The organism is Dyella sp. LX-66, assembly GCF_018599165.1.
Lineage (GTDB): Bacteria > Pseudomonadota > Gammaproteobacteria > Xanthomonadales > Rhodanobacteraceae > Dyella_D > Dyella_D marensis.
Map to the genome: position 1 here is coordinate 1 of NZ_JAHFVJ010000004.1, position 25,353 is coordinate 25,353.

19 protein-coding genes are annotated in these 25,353 nt (G+C 64.8%); 10 read left to right on the plus strand and 9 right to left on the minus strand.

Going from position 1 to position 25,353, the window contains the following annotated elements:
* Positions 1-77 precede the first annotated feature (77 nt).
* The 9 genes from KK141_RS09235 to KK141_RS09275 all read right to left on the minus strand — a co-directional run bounded on the left by KK141_RS09235 (position 78) and on the right by KK141_RS09275 (position 6,023).
* On the minus strand, positions 78-1,430 hold the full coding sequence (locus KK141_RS09235) for a hypothetical protein (protein WP_214570671.1): 1,353 nt from the start codon (positions 1,428-1,430) through the stop codon (positions 78-80).
* Between the two features lie 109 nt (positions 1,431-1,539).
* Positions 1,540-1,764, minus strand: a complete 225-nt coding sequence (locus KK141_RS09240) for a hypothetical protein (protein WP_214570670.1) — start codon at positions 1,762-1,764, stop codon at positions 1,540-1,542.
* A 278-nt stretch (positions 1,765-2,042) separates the two neighbouring features.
* A complete protein-coding gene (locus KK141_RS09245; RefSeq protein WP_214570669.1) occupies positions 2,043-2,345 on the minus strand; it encodes a hypothetical protein in 303 nt (100 codons plus the stop codon).
* Positions 2,342-3,415 (minus strand): hypothetical protein, encoded by a 1,074-nt coding sequence (locus KK141_RS09250; RefSeq protein ID WP_214570668.1) that lies wholly within the window; start codon positions 3,413-3,415, stop codon positions 2,342-2,344. Before KK141_RS09250 ends, KK141_RS09245 begins: the two co-directional genes overlap by 4 nt.
* Positions 3,408-3,608 (minus strand): hypothetical protein, encoded by a 201-nt coding sequence (locus tag KK141_RS09255; RefSeq protein ID WP_214570667.1) that lies wholly within the window; start codon positions 3,606-3,608, stop codon positions 3,408-3,410. Before KK141_RS09255 ends, KK141_RS09250 begins: the two co-directional genes overlap by 8 nt.
* Positions 3,592-3,828 carry a hypothetical protein gene (locus KK141_RS09260; protein WP_214570666.1) on the minus strand — a complete coding sequence of 79 codons (237 nt, stop codon included), beginning with the start codon at positions 3,826-3,828 and terminating at the stop codon, positions 3,592-3,594. Before KK141_RS09260 ends, KK141_RS09255 begins: the two co-directional genes overlap by 17 nt.
* 34 nt (positions 3,829-3,862) lie before the next feature.
* Entirely contained in the window at positions 3,863-4,012 is a 150-nt protein-coding gene (locus KK141_RS09265) for a hypothetical protein (protein ID WP_214570665.1), read from the minus strand.
* Positions 4,012-4,170 (minus strand): hypothetical protein, encoded by a 159-nt coding sequence (locus KK141_RS09270; RefSeq protein ID WP_214570664.1) that lies wholly within the window; start codon positions 4,168-4,170, stop codon positions 4,012-4,014. The genes KK141_RS09265 and KK141_RS09270 overlap by 1 nt, the downstream gene beginning before the upstream one ends.
* 1,094 nt (positions 4,171-5,264) lie before the next feature.
* Positions 5,265-6,023, minus strand: a complete 759-nt coding sequence (locus KK141_RS09275; RefSeq protein WP_214570663.1) for a hypothetical protein — start codon at positions 6,021-6,023, stop codon at positions 5,265-5,267.
* 672 nt (positions 6,024-6,695) lie between these two features.
* Between KK141_RS09275 and KK141_RS09280 the strand changes: the two genes are divergently transcribed.
* From KK141_RS09280 to KK141_RS09325, 10 genes are all read left to right on the plus strand, one after another.
* Positions 6,696-6,914 (plus strand): MbtH family protein, encoded by a 219-nt coding sequence (locus tag KK141_RS09280; protein WP_214570662.1) that lies wholly within the window; start codon positions 6,696-6,698, stop codon positions 6,912-6,914.
* A 94-nt stretch (positions 6,915-7,008) separates the two neighbouring features.
* Positions 7,009-10,083, plus strand: coding sequence for an amino acid adenylation domain-containing protein (locus KK141_RS09285; RefSeq protein ID WP_214570661.1), 3,075 nt, complete (start codon positions 7,009-7,011; stop codon positions 10,081-10,083).
* 5 nt (positions 10,084-10,088) lie between these two features.
* Positions 10,089-13,259, plus strand: a complete 3,171-nt coding sequence (locus KK141_RS09290) for a non-ribosomal peptide synthetase (RefSeq protein WP_214570660.1) — start codon at positions 10,089-10,091, stop codon at positions 13,257-13,259.
* Positions 13,256-18,373: a non-ribosomal peptide synthetase gene (locus KK141_RS09295; protein WP_214570659.1), complete on the plus strand. Its 5,118-nt coding sequence runs from the start codon at positions 13,256-13,258 to the stop codon at positions 18,371-18,373. Before KK141_RS09290 ends, KK141_RS09295 begins: the two co-directional genes overlap by 4 nt.
* Positions 18,374-18,477: 104 nt before the next feature.
* Positions 18,478-19,365, plus strand: a complete 888-nt coding sequence (locus KK141_RS09300; RefSeq protein WP_214570658.1) for a CoA ester lyase — start codon at positions 18,478-18,480, stop codon at positions 19,363-19,365.
* A complete protein-coding gene (locus tag KK141_RS09305) occupies positions 19,362-20,690 on the plus strand; it encodes an arginine deiminase family protein (protein WP_214570657.1) in 1,329 nt (442 codons plus the stop codon). Before KK141_RS09300 ends, KK141_RS09305 begins: the two co-directional genes overlap by 4 nt.
* A gap of 82 nt (positions 20,691-20,772) precedes the next feature.
* Complete coding sequence (locus KK141_RS09310; protein ID WP_214570656.1) at positions 20,773-22,005, plus strand: aminotransferase class I/II-fold pyridoxal phosphate-dependent enzyme; 1,233 nt, start codon at positions 20,773-20,775, stop codon at positions 22,003-22,005.
* Between the two features lie 29 nt (positions 22,006-22,034).
* Complete coding sequence (locus KK141_RS09315) at positions 22,035-22,568, plus strand: MaoC family dehydratase (protein WP_214570655.1); 534 nt, start codon at positions 22,035-22,037, stop codon at positions 22,566-22,568.
* 13 nt (positions 22,569-22,581) lie between these two features.
* Positions 22,582-23,577 carry an NAD(P)H-quinone oxidoreductase gene (locus KK141_RS09320; protein WP_214570654.1) on the plus strand — a complete coding sequence of 332 codons (996 nt, stop codon included), beginning with the start codon at positions 22,582-22,584 and terminating at the stop codon, positions 23,575-23,577.
* An 82-nt stretch (positions 23,578-23,659) separates the two neighbouring features.
* Entirely contained in the window at positions 23,660-25,267 is a 1,608-nt protein-coding gene (locus KK141_RS09325; protein ID WP_214570653.1) for an MBL fold metallo-hydrolase, read from the plus strand.
* Positions 25,268-25,353 lie beyond the last annotated feature (86 nt).

Genomic DNA, 25,353 nt, shown 5'->3' on the forward strand with positions numbered 1-25,353 from the left:
TTTCAGCACCCACTGCCCGGCATAGGTTGAGACAAGCCAAAGCAGCATGCGGCCAAGCAAGGCAATAAGCGCAGGCATCATCGACTCCCAAGGGCGAGAATGGTCGCCGCTGCAATCGCACCAAAGACAAGAATCACCGCGCGCACCTTCGCGAGCCACGCGCAAAACAACATCGGATCAGCAGCGGTCCACTGCTGGCCGAACACTTCGGCGGTGCCGATGTCCGGGCACGAATTACCGGCCCAACTGGTTTGATCCACCTTGTCGAGCGTCACGTCCTTATCTTGAAACACGCTGCTCGGGTTGGTGTCCGTCGTGCCATAGCGCTCGCTGTCGGCGTCCGTCACCTCGGTCCAATCGGGCTGGCCATTGCCATTCTTATCAGCCTTGTCAGGCCCGCAGCGCGCAAGCCATTCCTGTCGCGCGATCATCGCGAGCGCAGCGTCGCCAGTCATGGCCGGCGGCGAACCGCAATCGCCGCCACCGGAAGCCGTGTTACTAGGCTTATTGCCCGCACTACTCGCCGGTGCTGGCCCCTTGTCACCGGCCTGCTGGCCGCTAGACGTCGGCGAATCCTGCGCACCGCCCACACCGTACGTGACAACGTTAATCGGGGTGACGATAGGAAGACCGCCACCCGTCGACGTCGTCTGTTGCGTGTAGTGATCGTTGCCCGTGACCTCGGTCGCTGGGTCCGTGATTTGCGTCAGCTGCGGCGGCGTAGGAAGCGGAGGTTTAGGGCCAGCACAGATCGCACCGTCAGCAGTGCCAGTACAACCACCGGGGCCAGTGGCTACAGGGCCGGGAACACACATGCCGTTGCCCGCCCTGTCTTTGGCGCAGACATCACCCGAGCCAGGCTTCATGCAGCTAGCAGTGCCACAAAGATTCGGAGGCTCAGGAGCACCGTCACCAAAGCCAGGAGAGGTACCGCTGCAATGCGCACCGGTGGGCTTCCACTTGCCGCTCATCACGCTCTGACCCTGGCCGTTGCTACTCCCATCACCCTCAATAAGCGCATAAGCGCACTGGCCATCACACGCCTGCGCGGTAGCCGTACCGTCATATTCCACATAGCCATAACGAGGCGCAGCCGTCTTACACGGATCGGGAGGATTAGGCTGCTCACCAGCAGCGCACGCAAACTGAGGGGTGTCACGACCCGCAATGCCCGGCGCAGTGTTGCCGTAGTGGTAATCGAGATAAGCCGTGCAACCACCGCCAGAATCGCATTGTCCACTCACATTGTCGCGGTGGTAATAGGGCCAGCCGGCCTGAATGTTCGCTTCATTGCGGGCAACCGCCTGCATCATGGCCGCGTAGCACGATGCATCATCAGCGCGCGCGCGCGTCGCACCCAAGAGGAACACCAAAAGCAGAAGCGCGCCCATGAGGACGCGCCGCTGAAAAAGTTGGGCGGCGCTGGTCATGACAGCATCAGCCACGCCGCCGGAAGAAACGCAAGCATCACCAGATAGCCTTCCATGTCGCCCTCCCGTTGAAAGAAAACCCGCCCGGTTGCCCAGGCGGGTTTGCACATCACTTCGCCGAACGCTTGGCCATCGCGATCAGCAGTGCGATCGCGCACAGCGTGAGCACGATGCCGCCGATGGTGTACAGCTGGCCCTTGCCGGCCGTCACTTCACCGCTGAACGCGGTGGTCATGTCGGTGGTCTGCGCGAACGCGCTGGAACTGATCGCGCCGAACAGGGCGAGACCGGCGGCGTTGTAGCCGTTGGCCACCTTCGAAATGAACTTCTTCATGTTGTTTCCTCCACAGTTTTTCGCATGCGCCGCACGAGAAAACCGATACCCCACACTCCGATGATGATTCCGGAGATAACGGAGCCTTCGGCCGCAGAAAGGGGCGGCAGTCCCCCCACGTAATTCACCCACTCCACGTGCGAGCAGGTGCCCGTGGTGGCGTCCACGTTCTCAGGTGCACACGTCGCAACAAGATTCGGCATGGCTCACCACCACAGCGGAATGCGTTAGATCAAAGTCGCAGGGGAAACGTCGGTTCCCCCTGCACCCCCCGGTGTTTAAACCTTGGCCTGCGCGGCCGGCGAAGAAGCCGAGGGCTTCACCACCGGAACGACCGGCAGGAGCTTCACGCGCGAAAGCCCGAGGCGGCCGTTGGTCACGGAGAAGCTGCGCGGGTCGATCACCGCCGCACCCGGCGGCAGCGGCTCGTCGCTGGAAAACTCGAACGAGGTGCGCAGACCATCAACCGTCAGCTCCGCCCACTGCGAGTAGTAGTGGCGCACCACGCCATCACGCTCGAACTTCTTGGGCTCCGGCTCGCGCCGCAGAATTTCAATCTGGAAATCGTCTTTGTTGCTCATTGCACTGTCTCCGTTAAGGGCGGCATCTCCCGCCATGCGAACACACGCCCCGATGGCGTGATCGTCACTTTCCACTCGGACCGCACGAACTCGCCTGTCTGCTTGTCCATGTAGCCGCCGAGAACCTTTCGAATGTCAGCTGCACCACCGAGCGCATCGCGCACGAAAACCGGCGCACGCCACCAACGAATCACACGCTTGCCTTCCTCGGTGGGGCCGCACACGCCGTACATGCGTGCGCCCTTAGGCACGCTCATGGCCTGCTGCACGCTGGCCTTGCTCGCGTACTTCGCCATGTAAGAGACCGGCCGGTTGATCGTCACCTTGCTGCTCAAGACGTGCGCGAAACCGTGTGGCCACCAACCGCGCTTGTGCGGGTTGGGAAAGTAGTCGCGGGCGCGCACCCAGATCATGCAGTGGTAGTGCACCGCACCGCGCTTCTGTAGCTCCAACACCCACACCATGCGCATGCGCGTGCCACCGCAGTGGCGCTTGAACCACTTGCGCACGAGACGCGTGAAGTCCCCTATGTGTCCCGGCTTCCAATCCTCAACACGGGCATAGGTCAACGTCACGAACAGTCGGCGCCAACGCACGTTCTGTTCATCGCAGTGCGCGGCACTGTCGAGAATGTGCGCAGAGTTGCGCACAGCTTTTTGAAGGCGCCGGATGCGTGTGGAATAGACGTCTATTTCGAGGACTTCGCGGGGGCGTGGCCCCTTTGTTTTATATGGGTCAAGTTCCGTGGGCGCGCCTGCGGCGCGCCCCTCGCTCGCTGCGCTCGCAAGGTCCACACCGCAGCCGCGCCCGGTGTCTTGGCCCTTGAAAAAGCGCTCACGCGCCATCTGCTGGAACGGGGCATCCATGGCGTTGAGCTGGTCGGCGTATTCGCGCACCTGGCGCGCGCCGATCGCACGAAGCGCCTGCATGGCAGGGCTCGCGTAGGAACGCGTTTTCCACGTCATGCGCGGTGGAGGTAGGTCGAGCGCAGATGAGCCGCGCGCGGCTCCCCTGCCCTCGCCCATCAGCGCGTACAGGTCGCGCTTGCCGTCCAGGGCAGAGTCAAACATCCACCACCCCGAAATCGAAACCGAGCTGGTCGGCATTAAGCTCAATGCCGTCCTCGAACGCCGCCTCAATGAGCATGAGGCGCGAGGCATGCATGGCACCCTCAACGTTGCGCTTGCCAAGAGCGGCCCACTCATCGGCCCAATCGCTGAGCTCCACAATCAGACCACTCAGTTGCTCACTCGCTGTAGGCATGCTCGCGCTCCAGGCAGGCGCGCAACCGCGCTTCCCACCGCTTGAGATAATCGATAAGGCGCTCGCGGCGCTGAAGCGCGGCCACGGCGAGGGAAAGACCGGCCACCACGCCCTCCGCGTACACGGTGGCCGCATGGCGGAGAACCAAGTCTTCGCCCTGCCCCATGCGGCCAGCGTGGTCAGCAAGACGGGCATCGAACGTGCCCGGCGCCTCGGACATCGAACGCACCGGGGCGTGCATGTCGTCGGAGAAATCAGGGGTCATAGCGGCGGCGGCGCAGCCAGACCGAAAACGGCCGCGCGAGAACCAGCGCGGTGCACGCAAGGAAGACGCCCATCGCCATCGGAAACATGAAGGCGTGCAGCAAGTAGTAGATGAAGGAGGCGCGATCGGCGCAGAACATCACAGCAACAACCCGTGCTTGCCGAACTGTTCTTCGAGCGTCTCGCGAAGCTCATCGGTCATGCCCACGTGGTCAGGCCAGCGCAACACCTCAACGAGGCGCGCGGCCTGCTCGGCGGTCAGCGTCAGAATCACGTCGGCTTGCAGAATCCGGTTCATGCCGTCACCCCTTCCAGGCTGCGGCGCTGGCGGGCGGTCAGATCGCGGAGGGTGAAAGCGGCGGCCAGCAGCCAGACGGCCGGGCAAAGCACGCAGAGAGCGGCTAGAGCGAGCATCCTTGGTCCCCTGTCGATGTTGACCACACGGTCAACACGGCGCACCGTATACTCGAGAGGAAACCAGTGTCAACTATGGAGTCAACATGACAGCCGCCGCGGACCTACTTGACAAGTACAAGAAAGCTCGCTCTCTGGCTTCAGACATGGCCGCAGCAGACTCGCTTGGCGTAACGCGAGCACTCGTGTCCAAGTGGAGGAATGGCGGACGCCAGCCGCAGGAGGCGGAAATCGAAACGATGTGCCGCGCAACGGGCGAAGACGAAGGCGTGTGGTTGACGCTTCTCGCAGCCGAGCGCGCCGAAACTCCGGCGGCCCGGACCAGCCTACTCAGGATGGTCGACCTGGCAAAAAAATATGGGCACGCCGCGTGCCTGATTCTGGCGCTCGGCGTGCCCACTCACGACGCTAACGCGCACGCCGTTTCACCAGCTATCACGGCCTCTCACGAAGCTGCGCATGTATACATTATGCGCAATCAAGGGTGGCGGCCGATTGGGCCGCCGCGCTCACATAAGAGATCAGCCTGTTCTTTGCATAGAAAACTCTACCTCCACGGCACAAACCCTAGGCAGATTGCGCTGACAAAGCTCTACAGCGGGGAACGTTGGCATAGAGACTTCCTCACTGCTTGCAGCCATGAAACTCGATCCATATTGGCCGACAACTTGATCCATTCGGGCCAACAAACTTGAGCCAACTGCTCCAACTGCCGAAGAATATGAGCCACTGCGCTCGTTGAGCCAACAAACTTAGGCCATCGATCTGGGCTGTCGCGGTCCTCTTAATTCAGTCGTCTATCTCGGTAATCGTGTGATGCCCGCTTAGTTGGTCATCTTTTGACGCGCGATTGCTTGTCGTTGGGGCGCGCTGGGGTTCTTTTCCTTTTGCTGGGCTCGGATGCCTTGGGCGTCGCTCGTGAGATTCGTTTGGGCGGTGCCGCGGCGTACGCCTCTGAAAGCGCCTTTTCCAAAGCGGTTATCTGGCCCACTTGGCGTGCAACTTCCTGTTCAAGGTGGCGTGCCTCGCTGCTGGTTCCGAGAGCCATTTACGCCCGCCGTTCATATTCTGGTTGACGGATCCTATGTGCCCGCCCGTCAGCAGCACGATGATCTTGTTGCCGAGCGAACCGATGGCGGGCCAGCCGCGGCTTTTCAGTTTCAAGCGAGGCGAGGCGCCTGGCGCACTGTTGATGTAACTCATAAGTTCGGCATAGGTGTAGCGATTCTGCGCTGGGATCGCCTTGCCGATGTACTCATCCAGCATGCCGACTTCGTCGCTCTTCCATGCGCTGGCTGGATCCCAGCTGGCTTTCATGTCCACGAAAACAAGCAGTGGCGTGGTATCGCCTGGATGGCTTGCCTTCCAGGCAAGGATCACATCCAGGCAATCTTTCAAGCGGGTTTGCTGGGCGGTCCCGCAATTGGCTTTCATGGGATTCAAGTCATGGGCCACATACGGGCCGCCAGCCTCGTTTTCCCAATTGCCGCGATCAATCACGTCGATTTCGACAGCGCGATAGCCCGCGTTGAGCCATTCGCTGAAATCCTTGCCGTGCATGTAGGTATTGTGCGGCTGCAAATAATAAAGCTGGTCAACCCGCGTTGCAGGCGTCGACTGTGCAGCTTTCAGGGGTGGTACAAAAGTCGTTTGAGCCGATGCTGGAAGTGCAAGCAGCACACCTAGAACGGCCGCGAACAGCGATGCGATGCGGACAACACGAGTAACGCTTTCCATGCCCCCTCCTTGACCTAGTTACTTCATCCCCATAGCAAGGTTTGTGTATCGACATCTTCCCTGATATGGAACCGTTGGTACTCGTGGCGGCCACTGATAACGCCGCCATGCGCATCTTAGCCGTACGGGGATGCCGGCAAGCTTTCCGGCCACGAAGGAATGACATGGCGAGCCGTCATCTCGATCGTTCTGCGAAGATCGAATTCTTTGGCAAGCGGAGAGGCGTCGCGTGCGGGCATATGCATTGATCGTCATTCCTTAGCTCTTATCGACCTTGCCGGTACCAGTCCATCGATGGCTGGTATCGGCTGGCTTTCTCCCCCGCGTACGACTAGCCGTCATGGCCATTAATGCATTCACGTCCGCACTACGTCGCGCGGTCACATTGATCGCCATTTTCAAACGGATGTATATCGGCGGAGCTACGCCTTTCCCGAAGGGGGCAACTGACGAGTCGACAGTGGTTGTAGGACGCGATCTGCAGATTCCTATTTAGTGGTCTCTCGGCTTCGGCGTATCGATTGACAGTCACATCTTGTCGGTAGATATTCGATCGCTATACCCGAGCACATCCGGGTCTGGGGAAGCGCCCACCGATTTCATATTTTCGTCACGCTGCCTGCAGCGTTTTTGAAGTTGATCGCGGCAAATGGTGCGAGGAGAAGGATTCTCATGAGCAACCCATTCGATGACGACAAGGGCACCTTTCTGGTGCTCGTCAACGACGAAGGCCAGCATTCGCTTTGGCCTGATTTTGCGGCCATTCCGGCGGGCTGGACGACGGCTTTCGGGCCGGAGGCGCGAGCAGCCTGCATGGACTATGTAGATCGCAGCTGGACCGATATGCGGCCCAAGAGCCTCATCGCAGCGATGGAGCATTCGACCGGCTAGCAAACGCAACTGGACGCCGATACCAGCAGCAACGCGTCGGCATACCGATTGAACCAAACCTGCCCGTCCTAGGGCGACAAGAGGTTCATGGGCCATGGAAGGGTTCTCGCTCGATGGCGCTTACATTGACGTGCCGAAGGCCCCGCAACCGGGCCTTCCCGACGTCAGTTTTGCCGCGCTGTTCGAGCGGCAGGTCGACCTGACCCCGCACGCCATTGCGCTGGTCTTTGGCGATGCCCGATTGAGCTATGGCGAGCTGGATACGCGCGCCAACCAGCTGGCCGCATGGCTGTCCGCAAAAGGCGTTCGACCGGAGGATATCGTCGCTATAGCGTTGCCGCGATCCTTCGAATCGATCGTGGCGATTCTGGCGACGCACAAAGTCGGCGCTGCCTACTTGCCGCTCGATCCGGATTATCCCGAGCAGCGGCTGAGCTACATGCTTGAAGAGGCGGCTCCGGCTTGCGTACTCGCTTTCCGGGAGACGGTCTTGAAGACGCCGCCTGCCCTGCCCGCCTATTTTCTGGACGATGCGGACCTTCGAGCCGAGATCGAGGCGCTACCGCCCTCCCACGTCGGGGTTCCGCACGACGCGAAAGCCGCGCAACGCGCCGCCTATGTGATCTACACCTCGGGTTCGACCGGCCAACCCAAAGGCGTGGTGGTGACTCATGCCGGCATCGCCGTGCTTGTCGCCACCTACCGCGAGCGGCTGTGCATCGAGCCGGAAAGCTGCGTATTGCAGTTTGCCTCGCTGTCCTTCGACGCCTCTTTCGCCGAGATCGCCATGGCGCTCGCACTCGGCGCGCGCTTGGTCATGGCGCCATCCGATGAACTGCTGCCCGGCCCGAACTTGACGGCGCTGTGCGAGCGGCAGCGCATCACCCACCTGGCCTTGCCCCCGAGCCTGCTGACATTGATGACGCCAGGCGATCTGCCGGGCGTGGAGACCTTGGTCGTCGGCGGCGAGGCCTGTCCTGCGGAGCTTGCAGTCAAATGGGCTCGCACGCATCGCCTGGTAAATTGCTATGGACCGACCGAGGCTACCGTCGATGCCTTGATTTCGGCGCCCATCGGTACCGAGACGAAGACCGCCGTGCCGATCGGAAGCCCCGTGTCTGGCGCAGCTGCGTATGTTCTCGATGCGACCTTACGGCGCGTGCCGCAAGGTGACGAAGGCGAACTGTATCTGGCTGGCCCCGGCCTGGCGCGCGGCTACTTGCACCGCCCTGGCTTGACGGCGGCCAGCTTTCATCCCGACCCGTTCGGTGCGCCGGGCAGCCGCATGTACCGGACCGGCGACATCGCGCGACAGCTGACGGATGGATCCTTGTGCTTCATCGGCCGCGCCGATCAGCAGGTCAAGCTCCATGGCCTGCGCATCGAACTCGATGAGATCGAAGCCTGGCTGAGGCGCGACACCAGCGTCGCGCAGGCGGCCGTGCTGATGCGCGAGGACCGTACCGGCCATCGGCAACTGGTCGGCTACGTCGTGCCCAAGCACGGGCAGCAGGAGGCGGCGCGGGATGCGAGCTACGAGGCGCAGCAGGTGGCGCAGTGGCAGGTGCTGCACGACGGCCTGTACAGCCAGCATGCGGAGCTGGCGGACGACGAGGATTTCGGCGGCTGGGACAGCAGCTACGATGGCGCTCCGATCCCGCTGGAAGAGATGCGCGAATGGCGGGATGCGATCGTCGGCAAGATCCTGGATCTGCGCCCGCAGCGGCTGTTGGAGATCGGCGTCGGCACCGGCCTGATCCTGTGGAAAGTGGCGCCGCATTGCGCCTTTTATTGCGGCACTGATTTTTCGCTGCCGGTCATCGATTCCCTGAAAGCAAGGATGGCAGGCCATCCGGAGCTGCGGGAGCGCGTGGATCTGCGCTGCCAGCCTGCGCATGAGATCGGCGACCTGCCGCAAGGCGGTTTCGACACCATCGTCATCAATTCGGTCGTGCAGTATTTTCCCGGCGCCGGCTACCTGACCGCGGTGCTGCGGCAGTGCGCAGCGCTGCTGGCCCCTGGCGGACGCGTGCTGATCGGCGATGTGCCCGATTTCCGCCTGATGCGCTGCTTCGCCACATCCGTCGCCTGGCACCGCGCCGGCGGCGGCGATGCGCGCGCCATTCGCCACGTAGCCGAAGAGGAAATGCGGCTGGAAAACGAGATGCTGGTCGATCCAGGCTATTTCTCGGCGCTGCCGCAACAGATCGAAGATCTGGCCGGTGTCGACATCCAGCTCAAGCGGGGACGCGCCCGCAACGAAATGGCGCGCTATCGCTACGACGTCGTGCTGCACAAGCGTGGCACGCGCCTCCGTTCCGCCGCCGCGCTCCCGATCCTGGCGTGGGGCCGCGACGTCGACACGATGGCATCGTTGCGTCAGCGCTTGTTGGCCGCGGGTTCCGAAGGCCTGCGGGTGAGCGCCATCGTCAACGCCCGATTGACGGGCGAGTTCGAGATTTCGCGCCGCGTTTGGGGCGGTCGCGAAGACGCGTCGGCGCCTGCCGTCGACCCCGAGGACTTGAAGACGCTCGGGGCCGAACTCGGCTACCAGGTTGCCGCCACCTGGTCGCCGGACCGCACCGGCCAGCATTTCGATGCCGTGTTCCTGCCCGCGTCCGATACGCATGGCGCCGCGCTCGACGACCTGTATCTCGCGCCGGCCATCGCCGCCGGCTCGCCGCTCTGCCACGACCCTGGCGCCATGCAGGACCATCGCGGCTACGTGGCGGCGCTGCGCGAACGCCTCGCCGAACATCTGCCCGCCTTCATGCTGCCCGGCTCGATCGTCGTTCTCGCCGAGCTGCCGCTTACCGCCAATGGCAAGCTCGATCGCCAGGCCTTGCCGGCGCCGACCGGCGCTGCCGTGCTGCGCCGCGCCTACGAGCCGCCGCAAGGCCAGGTCGAACAGCTGCTGGCGGAGCTGTGGGAGAACCTGCTCGGCGTCTGGCAGGTCGGACGCAGCGATCACTTTTTCGAACTCGGCGGCAATTCGCTGCTGGCGATCCAGCTCGCCAGCCGTATGCGCGATGCGCTCAACGTGGATGTTCCGATCCGCGCTCTGTTCGAGGCTCCCACCCTGTCTGCGCAAGCCGAGCAGCTGGCCCATGCGCGCCATTCCACCCGCCTGCGCTTGCGCCGCATGCAACCACGCGAGTCCGCCCAATGATTCCCATGTCCCTGGCCCAGCAGCGCCTATGGTTCCTGCACAAGCTCGAAGGTCCCAGCACTACCTTCAATGTGCCCTTGGCCTTGCATCTGGAAGGCGAGCTGGACGCGGACGCCTTGCACGCGGCCGTACGGGACGTGATGGTCCGGCACGAGGTTCTGCGCACCATCTTCCGTGAAGCGAACGGTGTGAGCGAACAGGTCGTGCTCGATCCCGCCGCGGTCGAACTGACCTTCGAGCGGATCGATACCTCCCAGGAAGCGTTGGCGCAGTCGGCAAGGGCATTCTCCGAATACCGCTTCGACCTGACCCGCGATATTCCGATACGCGCCGCGCTGTTCCGCGTGGCGCCGCATCGCCACACGCTGGTGCTGCTGGTCCAGCACATCGCCAGCGACGGCTGGTCGTGGGCGCCCTTGATGGAGGACTTGAGCGTCGCCTACACCGCCCGCTTCCGTCGCGAAGCGCCGGATCAACCGCCGTTGCCGGTGCAGTACGCCGACTACTCGCTGTGGCAGCAGGAATGGATGGCGCAGGAATCCGACCCCGACAGCGACATCGCGCGGCAGCTGGCGTTCTGGAAAGACAACCTGGTCGGGCTTCCCGAGCAGATCGGATTGGTGCCGGATCGCCCGCGCCCAGCCAAAACGGCCCACGCCGGCGACAGCGTCGAGGTCGACTTCGGCCCCAACGTGCTGCGCGACCTGCATGAGCTGGCGAGCCGGCACCGCTGCAGCCTGTTCATGGTCTTGCACGCGCTGGTCGCCGCGCTGTTGACCAAGCTGGGCGGCGGCACCGATCTGCCCATCGGCACCTCGGTGGCCGGGCGCCACGACGAGGCCTTGAACAACCTGGTGGGCTTCTTCGTCAACCTGCTGGTATTGCGCACCGACACGTCCGGCGATCCCTCCTTTCATCAACTGCTCGATCGCGTGCGCGAAACCGACCTGGCGATCTATTCGCACCAGGAGGTGCCGTTCGAGCGCCTGGTCAACATGGTCAATCCGTTACGCCAATCGTCGCAGCATCCGTTGTTCCAGGTGGCGATGGTGCTGCAGAACAACCGCAACGCCAGTCTTTCGATGCCGGGTCTGGCGGTGCGCACGGAATTCCTGCCGCTGGGCACCGCCAAGTACGACCTGACGTTCGAATTCGTCGAGCAGTCGGATCCGGACGGAACCCCGCGCGGACTTTCCTGCAACATCGAATACATGGTCGATCTCTACGACCGCGCCACGATCGAGGGCTTCACCGAAAAACTGGCGCGCCTGATCGGAACGGTGACGAAGCAGCCGGACCTGCCCCTGAGCCGTGTCGACCTGCTCGGCGAAGAAGAGCGCGATCGCCTGCTGAACCAGTGGAATGGCACTGCGCGATCCGTGCCGCCAGGCACCCTGCCCGACTTGTTCGCGGCGCAAGCGGCGCGCCATCCGGATGCCGTCGTCGCATCCGACGGCGAGCGCACGCTCAGCTACGGCCAGCTCGATCGCCGCGCCAACCAGCTCGCGCATTATCTGCAGGGCCTGGGCGTCGGTCCGGACGTACTGGTCGGGCTGTGCATGGAGCGCTCGCTTAACCTGCTGGTGGCCATGCTCGCCATCGTCAAGGCAGGCGGAGCCTATCTCTCACTGGACCCGGAACATCCCGCCGAACGGCTCGCCGCCATACTCAACGAAAGCATGGCGCCCATCGTGCTCACCGAGGCGGCGTTTCGCGATCGGCTGCCGGTGCACTGGGGCTTGATGCTGGTCCTGGATGAACAGGTGGCGGAGATCGACGCGCAACCGGACCTGGCGCCGCCGCATGGGCTGCAGGCCGAGCATCTGGCTTACGCCACCTACACCTCGGGATCGACCGGCGCCCCAAAGGGCATCGTTGTCACGCAGCGCAACGTGATCGACCTGGCCTTCGATCACCGCTGGCAGGAAAGCGACCAGCGGCGCCTGCTGCTGCATGCGCCCCTGGCGTTCGACGCTTCCACCTTCGAGATCTGGGTGCCGCTGCTGCGCGGCTGGCGGATCGTGATCGCTCCGCGCGGCAAGATCGGCGCGCGGGAGCTGGCGCACGCAGTCGTGGAAGGCGCGATCACCGATCTATGGGTCACCGCGGGCCTGTTCCACCTGATGGTCGACGATCACGTGGAATCCTTCGCCGGACTGCGGCGGGTCATCTCCGGAGGCGAAGTATTGTCGCCACCGCACGTCGCCAAACTGCTGGCAGCATGCCCGCAACTGACCATGTGCAACGCCTACGGTCCGACCGAAACCACGACCTTCGCCACCCTGCACCCCATGCGCGCCGGATCGCAACCGGCCGGCAGCCTGCCCATCGGCGCGCCGATAGACAACATGCGGGCCTACGTGCTCGACAGCGCCTTGCAACTGGCGTCGGTCGGCCAGGTGGGCGAGTTGTACCTCGGTGGATCCGGCCTGGCCCGCGGCTATCTCTCGCGTCCCGCGCTGACCGCGGAGCGCTTCGTGGCCGATCCGTTCCATGCCGGCGAGCGCCTGTACCGCACCGGCGACCTGGTGCGCTGGCGCGCGGATGGCACGCTGGATTTCGTCGCGCGCGCGGACCGGCAAGTGAAGCTGCGCGGTTTCCGCATCGAACCGGTGGAGATCGAAGCGGCCCTGCTTGCCCAGCCTGATGTGCGGCAGGCGGCGGTGGTCGTGCGGGAGGACCGGCCCGGACAAAAGCAATTGGTGGCCTACCTCGTTGGCGCGCCGGACCGGACACTGGACCCCGTCGCCTTGCGCCGCGTCCTCGGCGAGCGCCTGCCCGTCTACATGGTGCCGGCTGCGATCGTGCCGCTGCCGGCGCTGCCACTCACCGCCAACGGCAAGCTCGATCATCGCGCCCTGCCCGCGCCGGATTTCGACCGCACCCAGGTGCGCGCGCCACGCACGCCGCAGGAACAGGCGCTGGCTGGCCTGTTCGCCGAAGTGCTGGGCCTGAATCAGGTCGGCGTGGACGACAGCTTCTTCGAACTGGGCGGCCACTCTCTGCTGGCGGCGCGCCTGATTTCGCGCATCCGCAGCGTCATGAGCGCCGAGGTCCCGCTGGCCGATATTTTCGACGCGCCGACGGTCGCCGAACTGGCCGCGCGGATGGAGACGGCGCGCCGCCCTGCCCGAGCGCCGCTGCGCCCCATGCGCGCCACGGAATCCCCCTCATGATCCCTCTGTCCTACGCCCAGCAACGGCTCTGGTTCCTGCAGCAGCTGCAAGGCCCGAACACCTTGTTCAATGTGCCGCTGCTGCTGAAGCTGCGCGGCGCGCTGCGCGCAGACGCGCTGCAGGCGGCGCTGGACGACGTGGCGAAGCGGCATGAAAGCCTGCGCACCGTCTTCGCCGACGTCGAGGGTGTGGGCCGGCAGATCGTGCGCGAAGCCGCACAGGCCCGGGTGCCGTTCGAGCTTCGCGAAGTCGATGCCGGCGCGCTGGAAGCCGCACAGCGGGAGGCGTCCGAACACGTCTTCGATCTGGCGGTGGAAATACCCATCCGCGCCACCTTGTTCCGGCTGGGGCCGGATGAGCACGTCCTGTTGCTGTTGCTGCATCACATCGCCAGCGATGGCAGCTCGCTGGCGCCGCTCACCGGCGACCTGGCGACCGCCTACGCGGCGCGCTGCCGCGGTCAGGCGCCGGCCTGGGAACCGCTGCCGGTGCAGTACGCGGATTACAGCCTGTGGCAACGCGAATGGATGAACGAGGAGCGCGATCCGGACAGCAGCGTGGCGCACGAGATCGCCCATTGGACATCGACACTGGCCGGCCTGCCGGAACAGCTGACGATCGCCGCTGATCGGCCGCGTCCCGCGCATGCCAGCCACCGCGGGGCGAGCGTTGTCTTCAAGATTCCCGCGCCGGTGCACCGCCGTCTGCGCGAGCTGGCCCGCGAAACCCAGGCCAGCCTGTTCATGGCTTTGCACGCCGCGGTGGCGGCACTGTTGTCCTTGCATGGCGCGGGCGAGGATCTGCCGATCGGGACTTCCGTCGCCGGCCGCGACGACGAAGCGATGGAGGCGATGGTCGGCCTGTTCGTCAACTTGCTGGTGCTGCGCACGGACACCTCGGGCCAGCCGAGTTTCCGCGAACTGATCCGCCGCACACGCGCCGTCGATCTGGATGCTTTTTCCAACCAGGCGCTGCCCTTCGAGCGCGTCGTCGAGATAGTCAATCCGCAGCGCACCCAGGGCGCGCACCCGTTGTTCCAGGTCGCGCTGGTGCTCAACAACAATGCCGCTGCGGCGAGCGATTTCGCGGACTTGCAGTTGACCCTCGATTTCATGCACGTGGCCGTCGCCAAATACGACCTAGGGTTCGGCTTCGTCGAAGAAGTCGATGCCAATGGAGCGCCCGCGGGACTGGGCTGCGACCTGGAATACGCGCTCGACCTGTATGAGCCGGCTACCGCGCAACGCCTGGTCGACCGGTTTTTGCGGCTGCTCGCGGAAGCGACCGCGCAACCGGATCTGCCGCTGGACCGGATCGACCTGCTCGAAGCATCCGAGCGTCTTCATGTGCTGGAACACTGGAACGCAACGGCGCACGCCGTGCCCGCGGACAATCTGGCCGATGCTTTCGCCGCCGTCGCCACGCGCACGCCCGATGCCATCGCGATGCGCGCCGGCGATCGGACGGTGACGTATGGCGAGCTCGACGCGGACGCCAATCGTCTCGCGCACCATCTGCAGTCGCTGGGCGTAGGGCCGGATGTCCTGGTGGGCTTGTGCCTGGAGCGTTCGCCCGAACTGCTGACGGCCACCCTGGCCATCGTCAAGGCGGGCGCCGCCTATCTGCCGCTGGATCCGGATTACCCCGCCGAGCGCCTGGCGCAGATGCTGAGCGAGACCATGGCGCCGGTGCTGATCACGCAGGCGGATCTGGTCGACCGGCTGCCCACGCACTGGGGCGCCCTGGTCGTGCTGGAGGAAGAAGCCGAGGCGATTGCGCGGCAGCCGCGTACCGCTCCAAAGCACACCTTGCAGCCGGCCCATCTGGCCTATGCGATGTATACCTCCGGCTCGACCGGTTTGCCCAAGGGCATCGCGGTCACGCATCGCAATGTGCTGGATCTGGCCTTGGACCAGCGCTGGCAGGACGAGCGCCAACAGCGTGTGCTGCTGCACTCGCCGCAGGTCTTCGATGCGTCCACCTACGAAATCTGGGTGCCGTTGCTGGCCGGGCGCCAGATCGTGATCGCCCCGCCCGGCAAGACCGATATCGACGCATTGGCGCGAACGATCGTGGACGGACAGGTCACCGCGCTGTTCCTGACCACCGCGCTGTTTCGCCTCATCGCCGACATGCCGGAATGCCTGGCCGGCGTACGCACGTTATGGAGTGGCGGCGAAGCGGCATCGACACAAACCTTCGAGAAAGTGATGAAGGCTTGCCCGAACGCAACGGTCGTACACGTCTACGGTCCGACCGAGACCACGACGTTCGCGACCTGCCATCCGCTGCCGCCACTCTGGCAGGCTGATGGTGGCGTGCCGATCGGCGCTCCGATGGACAACACGCGCGCCTATGTGCTCGATCGCAAGCTGCGCCCGGTTCCGATCGGCGTGCCCGGAGAGCTCTACATCGCCGGCTCGGGGCTCGCGCGCGGCTATCTGCGGCGTCCCGCCTTGACGGCCGAACGCTTCGTGGCCGATCCCTATGGCCCGCCGGGCAGCCGCCTGTACCGCACCGGTGATCTGGTGCGCTGGCGCGCCGATGGCCAGCTCGTTTTCGTGGGCCGCATCGATCAGCAGGTCAAGATCCGCGGTTTCCGGATCGAGCCCGGCGAAATCGAGGCGGCGTTGCGCGAGCAGGCCGGCGTGGCTCAGGCGGTAGTCGTTGCACGCGAAGACCAGCCCGGGCACAAGCGCCTGGTCGGCTACGTGGTGGCCGCTGCGGACCACACTCCCGATCCCGCCGCGCTGCGCCGCCAGCTCGGCGCGCGGCTGCCCGACTACATGGTGCCGGTCGCGATCGTGCTGCTCGAAGCGCTGCCGCTCACCCACAACGGCAAGCTCGATCACAAGTCGCTGCCCGCGCCGGATTTCGTCCCGGCCGGACGCCGCGAGCCGCGCACCGCGCAGGAAGTTCTGCTGGCGCGGCTGTTCGCCGACATCCTGGGCTTGGAACAGGTCGGCATGGACGAAAGCTTCTTCGATCTGGGCGGTGATTCGATTCTGGCGATACAGCTCAAGGCGCGCGCGCAGAACGCGGGCGTCGCCTTCGATCTGGCACATCTTTTCGATCATCAGAGCGTCGCCAAGCTGGCGGCAATCGCCACCTTCTCGGTGGATGGGCGTGCCCGCCCGGTGGAGGCTTTCGAACTCATTGCCGAAGCGGATCGCCAGCTCGTTCCCGAACACATCGAGGACGCTTACCCGCTCAGCCGCGTGCAGGCGGGCATGGTGTTCTACAACCGCTACGACACCGCTTCGTCCCTGTATCACGTGGTCTTCTGCGCATCGATGCGCCTGCCTTTCGAAGAGACGGCGATGCGCGGCGTGCTCGACGATCTGGCCCTGCGTCATGAGGTGCTACGCACCAGCTACGACTTCGATCGCTACAGCGAGCCCCTGCAGCTGGTGCATCGATCCGCCCGCGTGCCTTTGGTGGTCGACGACTTGCGCGGCCTGGCCGAAGCGGAGCGGGAAGCGGCGTTCGACCGGTGGTGCGGACAGGAGGCGCGCAGCCCCTTCGACGTCCACCTGCCTCCCCTGCTGCGCGTCTTCGTGCATCGCATGACCGACGAGGAGTTCCGCTTTACCCTCAGCTTCAATCACGCCGTCCTGGACGGCTGGAGCGATGCCAGCCTGGTGACTGAGTTCATGCAGCGCTACCAGGCCAGGCTCGACGAACGCACGCTGCCCGCCGTGCCTCTGCCCATCAAGTATCGCGACTACATCGCGCTGGAGCAGCAGGCGATTGCATCAGAGGCTACGCAGCGCTTCTGGCGCGACATGCTGGCAGGCTATCGGCCGGCAGAGGCGCACCGCAGTATCTTGCCGGCGCGGGAAGGCGCATCCCACGCGCCGCCGGAACACTACGCCCTGATCGAGATATCGAACCGGACCTTCGAGGGCCTGATCGATCTGGCCCAGCAAAGCCAGGTTCCGCTCAAGACGATTTTGTTGTCCGCCCACATGGCCGCGTTGAGCGCGCTGACGGGAAGCCGCGACGTGGCGACGGCGATCGTCAGCCATGGCCGCCCCGAGGCCGTCGATGCCGAAAAGCTGATCGGCCTGTTCCTCAATGCGGTGTTCCTGCGCATGCGCATCGGCAGCACCAGCTGGCGAGGCCTGATCCGGGACGTGGTGGAGGCGGAGAGCCGCCTGTTCCCCCATCGGCGCTACCCGTTGCCTACGATCTTGCGCGACAGCGGCTTGAAGAACGGGATCGGCGTCATCTTCAACTACATCCACTTCCACGTTTACGACCAGTTGAACGAATTGGGCAAGAAGCTCGACGTAGGCAGCGGCGAGGGGCATTCGGCTTTTCCGCTGGGCATGGATTTCCAGCGCGATACGAACGGCATCACCGCCACGGTCACCGGCCATAGCCATCTCTACGACCCGGCCACGCTGCAGCGCTATGCGGATTGCTATGCCGGGGTACTGAAGACGATGGCCGAGGCGCCGGACGCGCCCGTCGGCGCGCGCAGCCTGCTCGACGACGAGGAGGCCGCCCGCATCCTAGGCGAATGGTCGGCCAACACACGCGCAATTCCCGGCGCTTCGATGCCGCCAGGCTTGCGCGCGGAGAAGGTTCACGCCTACATCCTCGACGGCACACTGCAGCCGGTGGCGGTGGGCGTGACCGGCGCGCTGTATCTCGCCGGAGACGGCATCGAAAGCCATCATGCAGGCTCGCCTGCGCTCGCCGCGCGCAGCTTCATCGCCCATCCGTTCGCCGATGGCCGCCGCCTGTATCGCACCGGCGATCTTGCCTCCTGGTCGGCGGACGGTGCGTTGATGCTCCACGCGCCCGCCGGGCGCTCGACGCAGGGCGCGGATGCCGCCATCGACATCGATCGGGTCGACGCCCTGCTGTGCGCGCATCCCGCGATCGCGCACGCATCGAGCGTGCTGCGCGAGGACGAGCCCGGACGCAAGCAACTGGTGTCGTACGTCATCGCCGGACCTGGCCAGTCCGTGGATGCGGAAGAGCTACGCGGCCACTTGAGTCAACTGCTTCCGGCTTACGTCGCTTCGACCCTCGTCATCACGGGGCCGCAGCAGCCCGCCGCACGTGGAACGCGCCTGGATCAGGAGACCTCCATGCTGTGGTAGCGGCGGCCTGGCGGCGGAGGTCGCAGGATGCGTTCCGGCTCTGCGCATACAGCACGGAGCCGGCATTTCAACTCGGAAAGAGTGTCAGCCGATGGGTGGTGAACATGAAAAAGTTCAGCCGTTATTGCCGATCGATCCTCTTCACGCCTGCGCTGGTGGCTGAGCGATCGGTCAAAGCGGATGCGACGGATGCCGATATCGCCTTGATCGACATCGAAGACTCCGTCGCCGCGATCCATAAGGCCGAGGCCAGGGCGCGCGCCGTGGCGTTCTTCTCCAGGCCGTCGATCACAGCGTGCCGGCGCGCGGTAAGGATCAACAATCTGGGCAGCGCCGATGGCCTGCTCGATCTGCTGGCGCTGTCCGGGTGTCCGTACAAGCCCGACGTGGTGATGGTGCCCAAGGTCGAATCGCCGCGCGATCTGGAGATCGCGAGCAGCCTGCTGGGGGATGGGGTCGAGCTGATGGCGATCATCGAGACGCCGTTGGGCATCGAGAACATCTCCGCCACGGTATCCACGCGGGCACGCCTGACCGCGACGATCTTCGGGGCCGCCGATTTCGCGCTCACCACCGGCATATCGATCGATTGGCAGTCGCAGCACTACGCGCGCTCGCGCCTGGTCACCGCTACGCGCGGCGCCGGTCTGCATCCCCTCGAATCGCCCTGGTTCGACGTGCGCGACACGGACGGCATGGTGACCGCGGCCAGGCGCGCCCGCGAACTTGGCTACGGCGGCATGGCCGCGGTGCATCCGTGCCAGGTGCCGGTCATCAACGAGATTTTCTCGCCGAGCCAGGATGACATCGATCGTGCAAAACGTTTGGTCGCCGCCAGCGCCATCGACGGCAGCGGCATCTGCCTGATCGATGGGGTCGCCGTCGGCGCGCCGTTCATCGAGTCCGCCCGGCGCCTGCTGCAGGAGTTCGACACGCCGCGGCCGATGGCCAAGGACTATCACGCGGAACCCGCGAAAATAGGCCTGGCATGAATCGCCCGATGCACGGGATGCCGTTGGAAGAAGCCGCCGCATCGGCGGTGCCGTATGTGGTTTCCGACATCGCGCCATTGCGGCGTGTGATCGTCAATGCGCCGTCGCCCGCCGATTATCATCTTGAGGTCGCCACCGGCAATTTCCTGCACTACAACCCGCCACCGGTAGAAGCCGCGCGACAGCACGCGCAACTCGAACGCCTGCTGGCGGCCTCCGGGGCGGAAGTGCTCTCGATGGAGCGGCTGCTGGACGAGGCCATCGAGGAGGCCCGCAGCAAAGGACAGTTCGCGACCTGGCTGCGCGCTTCCCTGCCCCGGCTCGCGCCCTGGGCCGGCTCGGCGACCGGTGCAACGCTGCTGGCCCGGGCCGGGCACGTGCAATTCCAGACCGATGCCGAGGGCGTCTACCGCCATATCGTCGACCACCGTCTCGGCCTCACCTTCACCCGCGACCTGGCCGTCATGACGCCGCGCGGATGGATACTCGGCAACTTCATCTCGCCTTCGCGGCGCGGCGAGGCTGCGCTGATGCGCTTCGCGGCGGAATTCTCGCCCTCGCTGCGCGAATACCCAGTGGTATTTGATGCCCTCGAGGCAGGGCTTTGCCTGGTGGGCGGCGACCTGCAGGTCGTCGACGAGCGGACCTTGATGATCGGGGTGGGTCATTGCACGGATCCGCGCGTTGCCCCGCTGCTGGCCAAGCGGCTCGACATGGATGTGATTGCCGTGCGGATGCGCGGCGACAGTACGGTGCGCTGGCAGCCGGACAGCAGCGTTCTGGCGCATATGTTCCTGCACCTGGACACCTGTTTCACCCGCGTGGACGCCAGGCTCGCGATCGCCCTGCCCTATTTCCTCGAAGCCGAATACGCGGACCGGGATCCGCTGACCCGCTTTCTGAAAGGCTTGCTGGTGGAGCCCACCGTGGACGCCAAACAGGCGGACGCCGCCATCGCCAGCCTGGCGGGCATCGGATGGGTGCGCCGCTACCGGGCCGGAAGCGGCGACGTGGATGACAGCTGCGAAGGCATGAAGCTGGTCGACCTGGTCCGCGCATGGGGTTGGCAGGTGGACTTCGTCGGCGGTGCCGCGGACGCACTCGACCTGGAGCATTTCTTCCGCGTCGTGCTCGCCGAGCACGACAAGCAAGCGTCGAATCTGGTGGCCACCGCGCCCGGCCGGGTGCTCGCGTATGCCGGTGCGCCGCGCACCCATGCGGCGCTGCAGGCGCGGGGCGTCGACGTGCAGGCCTTCGACGGCCGCGATCTGTGGCCGTGGTGGGGCGGACCGCACTGCCTGACCTTGCCGCTGGAGCGCGGATGAGCCGTCACGCGCGCCCTCTTTTCCCTTCGCATCGGCGCGCCGTCCGGGCGCATCGCCGACGCCTATCAGCCAGGAGACTCCCATGAACGAGCGCGACCCGAACGACATCGCCGGACCGCATCATTATCGGAATGCCGAAGCCATGCTCGCCCATGGCGAGCGGGTGTGGCTGCGTGCGGCCGACAGCGGATTGCTCAATATCCAGGTCGACCACGAGTCCAACGATCGCCTGATCGTGCGCGATACCGGGCATGAGTTCACCCTGCTGTGCTCGTGCTCCTACCTCGGTCTGAACCACCACCCGAAGATCATCGAGGGCGCGGTGTCCGCGCTGCGCAAGGCCGGGACCACGGGCCTGTCGATCGCGGAAGTGCGAGTCCGGCTGAAGCTGCTGGTCGAGCTGGAGGAAAGCCTGCGCGATCTCTACGGCGCGCCCGCGCTGCCCGGCGTGAGCTGCAGCGTGCTCACTGCCGGGATCCTGCCCCTGATCGCCTCCGGGCATATCGGCGGCGGCAGCGGACCGCGGGTGATGGTGTTCGACCGTTTCTGCCACTTCTCGATGGCCTATATCAAGCCGATCTGCGGCGACGAAGCCCTGGTGCTGAATTGCCCGCACAACGACCTGAACTATCTGGAAGACATCTGCAAGAAATACCCGCGCGTAGCCTATGTCGCCGACGGCGCCTATTCCATGGGCGGACGCACCGTGCTGGAGGGCTTGCTTGAATTGCAGGACCGCTACGGGCTGTTCCTCTATTTCGACGACTCCCACGCACTGTCGATCGACGGCAAGCATGGCGAGGGCTATGTCCGCTCCAGGATCGAAATGAATCCCTTGACCATGATCGTGGGATCGCTGGCCAAGGCGTTCGGTGCGTCGGGCGGCGTCGCCATGCTCGGCAGCGAACGCGATTTCCAGTTCCTCTATCGCAATGCGGGCCCGGTGACCTGGTCGCAAAACATGGACGTGGCCGCGGTAGGCGCCTGCCTGGCGAGCGCGGATCTGCACCGCACTCCTGAACTCGGCCAGCTGCAGGCGAAGCTGCAGCGGAACATCGAGGTCTTCGATCAGCGCTTCCCTACCCGCTTCGCGGGCAACGGCTTGCCGATCCGCCTGATCGACGTGGGCGACGAGGATCTGGCGGTGCGCCTGTCCGAACAACTTTATCTCGCGGGCTACTACTGCTCGGCGGTGTTCTTCCCGATCGTCGCGCGCGGTGCGGCCGGCGTGCGGGTGATGCTGCGTGCCGATCTGGAAGCCGATCGCCTGGATCATTTCTGCGATGCCGTCGAATCGCTGATGGCCAGCGCATGAGTGCCATACCATCAGGAGAGCAGCCGTACATGGATCGAGACGACCGTTTATGGGGTTACCGGGCTGTCGGTGAAAACCGCTATCGCGAAGTCATCGGCTTCTGTTACGACGACTTCCGCCCGGGCGATGTGTTCGAGCACCGTCCGGGACGCACGCTGGGCGAATCGGACAATCTGTTGATGGCCGGGTTCAGCATGAACCCTTCGCCGCTGCACATCGACGCCGAGTACTGCACGCATACGCCCTGGAAACGGCCGCTGATGTCCAGCCTGGTCACCTTCAGCATCGTCTGCGGCATGAGCGTGCGCAGCACCAGCGGCCGCGCGCTCGCCAACCTGGGCTGGGACAAGGTGCGCCTCACCCACCCCGTCTTCGCGGGCGACACCATCTATGCGGAGAGCGAGATCCTGGCCAAGCGGCTTTCGGAAACGCGGCCGGGCGCGGGGATCGTCAGTTGCCGGACGCGGGGGCTGCTGTCCACGGGCGAAGTCTTCCTCACTTTCGAGCGCAGCTTCCTGGTGCCGACGCGCGGCCATGAGACCGAAGACCATGCGGGGTACTGAGCGGATGCTGGCGATGGTTTACGAAGGCGCCGGCGGTCCCGAGGTGATCGCGCGGCGCGAACTACCCATGCCGGCATGCGGGCCGGACATGCTGCTGGTGAAAGTGCATGCCAGTGCCCTCAACCGGGCCGACGTGCTGCAACGCGAAGGGGAATACGAGATACCCGCCGGGCAGTCGACCATTCCCGGCGTGGAAATTGCGGGCACGGTGGAAGCCTGGGGCGACAACGTCTCCGGCTTCTCCCGCGGCCAGCGCGTCTACGGCGTGGTGGAAGGCGGCGGCTGCGCCGAGTTCTGCCTGCTGGACCGCCTTATGGCCAACCCGATTCCCGACGGGATCGGTTTCGAAGAGGCCGCGGCGACGGCCGAATCCTTTCTGACCTGCAACGAAACCCTGTTCGAACTCGGCGGACTGGCGCCGGGCGACAGTGTGCTTATCCATGCCGGTGCCAGCGGTATCGGCACCACCGCGCTGCGGATGGCCTTGCACGCTGGGGCGCGGCCGATCTGCACCGTCGGCTCCCCGGCCAAGGCCGAGGCGCTGCGCGAGCTCGGCGCCGCGGACGTCATCGAATACAGGAAACAGGATTTCCTCGCCGAGGTGCTGCGCCTGACCGGCGACGCGGGCGTGGCGCTGGTGCTGGATTTCGTCGGCGGCGCGTATCTGGACCGCAACCTTCGCGCGCTGCGCCTTGGCGGATGCATGGTGTCGGCGGGACTGCTGGACGGACTGTCCGCTGAAATCGACTTGCTGTTCCTGGTGGAGCGCCGCCTGCAGATCAAGGGTTCGTCGCTGCGGCTGCGCCCGATGGCCGAGAAGCGCGGCGTGAATGCGCGCTTCCGCCAGCGTTGGCTCAAATCCCTGCAGCAGGGCGAGATAAGGCCCGTCATCCACGCCACGTATCCCCTTGCCGATCTCGCGCTGGCCCAAGGCGAGATGGAGGAGAACCGGAACATCGGCAAGATCGTGCTGGCGGTGCGCGATACGGAAGGAACATCGCTGCTGTGAGTCACGCCATCCGTCGCACCCGATCCCGGCCTGCCGTTCGCCGCGCCCCTGCCTGCGATCCGATTTCTGTCATGGAGAAAGCATGAACGCCACCGACGCCGAACACGACCTGGTTTACCTTGCACCCGATACCAAGCTCGAGCCGCTGGTCTTCCGCTGGTATGCCTGGGGCCATCTGGTCGCGCCGGTGCAATTGGCCTTGTCGCTGGCCTTCCGCCATCTGCCGATGCTGAAATCGTTTATCGCCAATCCGGCGGTGCACGAGGCGGCGAGAAAGAACCCGAAAATGCTCGGCGGCTCTTTTCTGGAACTGAGCCAGCGTGACGTACCGGCCGTGCGCGCCTTGCAGCAGGACATCGCAACGCGCGGAGCGGAACTGCTCGGTTTCGCCGAAGACCTGATCAAGCTGGATCGCCAGCTGCAGAAGAGCGAAACCGGCTTCAGCCTCGACCACCATTACGACGCGCTGCCCGCATCGCTCGCGGGCCTGGTGGAGGCCAGCTACGACCTCAATCACCATCCTTCGCTGCGCGTGCTCGAAGAACTGATCTACCAGGGCGAACTGGCCGGCACCGCGGCGCAGGAGATCGCCTTCTGCAAGATGCCGGATGCGGAGCGCAACTTCTTTATCAATACGCCGCGGCTGGACGGCGAGGATCGCTTCGTCGTGCCGCTGCCGTTCGACAGCGCCTCGTACGATCTCGTCTCCCAAAGCCGGCTCTCGCCGGTCCCGTTCGGCGCCATCGCCGATGCACTGGGTGTCGCCGACGATGCCGCGCGCGCAAGGCTGCGCGGCTATTTCGCGCAAACGCCGCCGCCGCGCAACGAACCGAATTTCGCCGGCGAAGGCGTGCGCGTGCGCTACTTCGGACACGCCTGCGTGCTGCTGCAGAGTGCCGAGGTGTCGGTGCTGATCGATCCTTTCCTGGCCTGGGACGACGGCGACGACGGCCGGCTTACGTTCCACGACCTGCCGGACCGCATCGACTATGTGTTCCTTACCCACAACCACCAGGACCATTTCAGCGTCGAGACGCTGCTGCAGCTGCGCGGCCGTATCGGCACGATCCTGGTGCCACGCAATAACGCCAACAGCCTGGCCGACCCGTCGATGAAACTCGCGCTGCAGGCGATCGGCCAGCCGCGCGTGCAGGTGCTCGACGCGATGGAGCGCGTGGCGATTCCCGGCGGCCACCTTACCGCCTTGCCGTTCTACGGCGAGCACGCCGATCTGAGCATTGCCAGCAAGCACGGCTTGCACGTGGATCTGCAGGGCCGGACGCTGATGTTCCTGGCGGATTCCGATGGCAAGGATCGCGCGCTTTATCGGCGCATCGTGCAGCGGCTAGGCAAGGTCGATACTTTGTTTATTGGCATGGAGTGCGATGGCGCACCGCTCACCTGGCTCTACGGCCCTTATCTGAGCCAGCCGATCAGCCGCAAGGATGACGATTCGCGGCGTTTGTCAGGATCCGGCAGCGAGAATGCCTGGAGGATCGTGGAGGAAATTGGGTGCAGGACGGCTTATGTCTACGCTATGGGGCAGGAACCCTGGCTGCGATTCGTTGCTGGATTGGAATACACGCCGCAGAGCAAGCAGATTGTTGAGTCGGACAAGTTTATTGGTCGCTGCAGGGAGGCTGGGCTGGCGGCGGAGCGGCTGTGTGGGTCACGGACGATGCGGGTGTGAGAGCCGTCGACCAGGAAATGGCGATCCATATCGAGGCAAGTCGAACAGGGGCGCCATCGTCCAGGCAAGGCAAAGGGGCCCTCCCT

Excerpts from the sequence above, each read along its gene's own strand:
- KK141_RS09235 (WP_214570671.1), bottom strand. The coding sequence starts at position 1,430 with ATGACCAGCGCCGCCCAACTTTTTCAGCGGCGCGTCCTCATGGGCGCG.
- KK141_RS09265 (WP_214570665.1), bottom strand. The coding sequence starts at position 4,012 with ATGTTCTGCGCCGATCGCGCCTCCTTCATCTACTACTTGCTGCACGCC.
- KK141_RS09260 (WP_214570666.1), bottom strand. The coding sequence starts at position 3,828 with ATGTCCGAGGCGCCGGGCACGTTCGATGCCCGTCTTGCTGACCACGCT.
- KK141_RS09285 (WP_214570661.1), top strand. The coding sequence starts at position 7,009 with ATGGAAGGGTTCTCGCTCGATGGCGCTTACATTGACGTGCCGAAGGCC.
- KK141_RS09315 (WP_214570655.1), top strand. The coding sequence starts at position 22,035 with ATGGATCGAGACGACCGTTTATGGGGTTACCGGGCTGTCGGTGAAAAC.
- KK141_RS09240 (WP_214570670.1), bottom strand. The coding sequence starts at position 1,764 with ATGAAGAAGTTCATTTCGAAGGTGGCCAACGGCTACAACGCCGCCGGT.
- KK141_RS09305 (WP_214570657.1), top strand. The coding sequence starts at position 19,362 with ATGAATCGCCCGATGCACGGGATGCCGTTGGAAGAAGCCGCCGCATCG.
- KK141_RS09245 (WP_214570669.1), bottom strand. The coding sequence starts at position 2,345 with ATGAGCAACAAAGACGATTTCCAGATTGAAATTCTGCGGCGCGAGCCG.
- KK141_RS09250 (WP_214570668.1), bottom strand. The coding sequence starts at position 3,415 with ATGTTTGACTCTGCCCTGGACGGCAAGCGCGACCTGTACGCGCTGATG.
- KK141_RS09320 (WP_214570654.1), top strand. The coding sequence starts at position 22,582 with ATGGTTTACGAAGGCGCCGGCGGTCCCGAGGTGATCGCGCGGCGCGAA.
- KK141_RS09325 (WP_214570653.1), top strand. The coding sequence starts at position 23,660 with ATGAACGCCACCGACGCCGAACACGACCTGGTTTACCTTGCACCCGAT.
- KK141_RS09270 (WP_214570664.1), bottom strand. The coding sequence starts at position 4,170 with ATGAACCGGATTCTGCAAGCCGACGTGATTCTGACGCTGACCGCCGAG.
- KK141_RS09255 (WP_214570667.1), bottom strand. The coding sequence starts at position 3,608 with ATGCCTACAGCGAGTGAGCAACTGAGTGGTCTGATTGTGGAGCTCAGC.
- KK141_RS09300 (WP_214570658.1), top strand. The coding sequence starts at position 18,478 with ATGAAAAAGTTCAGCCGTTATTGCCGATCGATCCTCTTCACGCCTGCG.
- KK141_RS09290 (WP_214570660.1), top strand. The coding sequence starts at position 10,089 with ATGTCCCTGGCCCAGCAGCGCCTATGGTTCCTGCACAAGCTCGAAGGT.
- KK141_RS09280 (WP_214570662.1), top strand. The coding sequence starts at position 6,696 with ATGAGCAACCCATTCGATGACGACAAGGGCACCTTTCTGGTGCTCGTC.
- KK141_RS09295 (WP_214570659.1), top strand. The coding sequence starts at position 13,256 with ATGATCCCTCTGTCCTACGCCCAGCAACGGCTCTGGTTCCTGCAGCAG.
- KK141_RS09310 (WP_214570656.1), top strand. The coding sequence starts at position 20,773 with ATGAACGAGCGCGACCCGAACGACATCGCCGGACCGCATCATTATCGG.
- KK141_RS09275 (WP_214570663.1), bottom strand. The coding sequence starts at position 6,023 with ATGGAAAGCGTTACTCGTGTTGTCCGCATCGCATCGCTGTTCGCGGCC.